The organism is Actinomycetospora sp. (assembly GCF_036497585.1).
GTDB lineage: Bacteria > Actinomycetota > Actinomycetes > Mycobacteriales > Pseudonocardiaceae > Actinomycetospora.
In genome coordinates this window covers 1-1914 of record NZ_DASXJD010000029.1, presented here as the reverse complement: position 1 = coordinate 1914, position 1914 = coordinate 1, and the positions used below count along the sequence as shown (strand labels likewise).

The 1914-nt window shown below is 71.3% G+C and carries 2 protein-coding genes; both read left to right on the top strand.

The features are described 5' to 3' along the window. Positions 1-527 (top strand): ACT domain-containing protein (locus VGH76_RS02595; protein WP_331555045.1); only part of this gene is annotated, 527 nt, incomplete at its 5' end. 5 nt (positions 528-532) lie between these two features. After that, the gene (locus VGH76_RS02590) at positions 533-1588 is read left to right on the top strand and encodes an aspartate-semialdehyde dehydrogenase (RefSeq protein WP_331555044.1); all 1056 of its coding nucleotides are present in this window, start codon (positions 533-535) and stop codon (positions 1586-1588) included. Positions 1589-1914: the final 326 nt, after the last annotated feature.

Sequence of the window (1914 nt, the reverse complement as noted above, 5' to 3'; positions counted from 1 at the left end):
AGCTCAGCGTGGAACAGGCGGTCCTGACCGGGGTGGCGCACGACCGGTCCGAGGCCAAGGTGACCATCGTCGGCGTCCCGGACCAGCCGGGGTTCGCGGCGCGGATCTTCCGCGCGGTCGCCGACGTCGACATCAACATCGACATGGTGCTGCAGAACATCTCGCACCTGAAGACGGGTAAGACCGACGTGACGTTCACGCTGCCGGTCAAGGACGGCCCGAAGGCGGTCGAGGCGCTCGCCGCGGTGCAGCCCGAGGTCGGCCACGAGGAGGTCATCTACGACGAGCACGTCGGCAAGGTGACCCTGGTCGGCGCCGGGATGCGCAGCCACCCCGGGGTGACCGCCACCTTCTGCGAGTCGCTCGCGGAGGCCGGCGTGAACATCGAGATGATGAACACCTCGGAGATCCGCATCTCCGCCCTCATCCGCGACATCCAGCTCGACGACGCCGTCCGCGCCCTGCACGAGGCCTTCGACCTCGGCGGCGAGACCGAGGCCGTCGTGCACGCCGGGACGGGAAGGTAGACGCGATGACCACCCTCGCCATCGTCGGGGCCACCGGGGCGGTCGGCTCCGTCATGATCGACATCGTCAACGCCCGCGAGACGGTGCCGTGGTCGGAGATCCGGCTGATCGCCTCGCCGCGCTCGGCGGGCCGGCGGCTCACCGTCCGCGGCCGCGAGATCGAGGTCGTCGCGCTGGCGGACGAGGCCTTCGACGGTGTCGACATCGCCATGTTCGACGTGCCCGACGAGGTCAGCGCCACCTGGGCACCGGTGGCCGTCGCGCGCGGGGCGATCGCGGTCGACAACTCCGGCGCGTTCCGCATGGACCCCGAGGTGCCGCTCGTGGTGCCCGAGGTCAACGCCGAGGCCGCCCACATGCGGCCGAAGGGCATCGTCTCCAACCCGAACTGCACGACGCTGTCGATGATGGCCGCGATCGGTGCGCTGCACCGGGCGTTCACGCTGACCGAGCTGGTGGTGGCGTCGTACCAGGCGGCCTCCGGGGCCGGCCAGGAGGGCATCGACCGGCTGCAGGCCGAGATGTCGGCCGTCGCCGGCAAGGGCGTCGGGCACCGGGCGGGCGACGTCCGCGAGGCGCTCTCGGCCGCGGGCCTGTCCGACGGGTCGCCGTTCCCGGCGCCGCTGGCGCTCAACGTGGTGCCGTGGGCCGGGTCCTGGCGCGACGGCGGATGGTCCTCGGAGGAGCTGAAGGTCCGCAACGAGTCCCGCAAGATCCTCGGGATCGACCACCTCAAGGTCTCCGCGACCTGTGTCCGCGTCCCGGTCGTGACGACCCACGCGCTCGCGGTCCACGCGACGTTCGACTCGCCGGTGGACGTCGAGACCGCCCGCCAGGTGTTCGCCGCGCAGCCCTCGATCGTGCTGGTCGACGAGCCGCGGGAGGGCCGCTTCCCGACGCCGGCCGACGTCGTCGGGGAGGACCCCACCTACGTGGGCCGCATCCGGCAGGCGCTGGACTTCCCGAACACGCTCGACTTCTTCGTGTGCGGGGACAATCTGCGCAAGGGCGCGGCGCTGAACACCTACGAGATCGCCGAGGAGCTCGTCCGGGCCCGGTGAGGTGTCATGTCAGCGACGGTCCGTTGCTGACACCTGACGTCAGGGTGGCGCCGATCTGACGTGCCGGGGCGCTGTGCGCGGTGGCCCCGGTCCACCGGACCCTTTTCTTGACCGGTTCCAGATCGGTGGCACGGTGGCGCCCATCATGACGGTCAGCACTCGCCGCGCTGGCCGACCACCCGCACGCCACGGCCGACGCGGTGGCCACCGCGGTCCGCGGCGAGCTGGGCACGGTGTCCACCTGTGCCCCGCATGCCGAACCGTCCCGAGCGGGTAACCCTCGGACCTACCACCGATCCGTCTTCTACCACAGGAGAGGTGCAAGT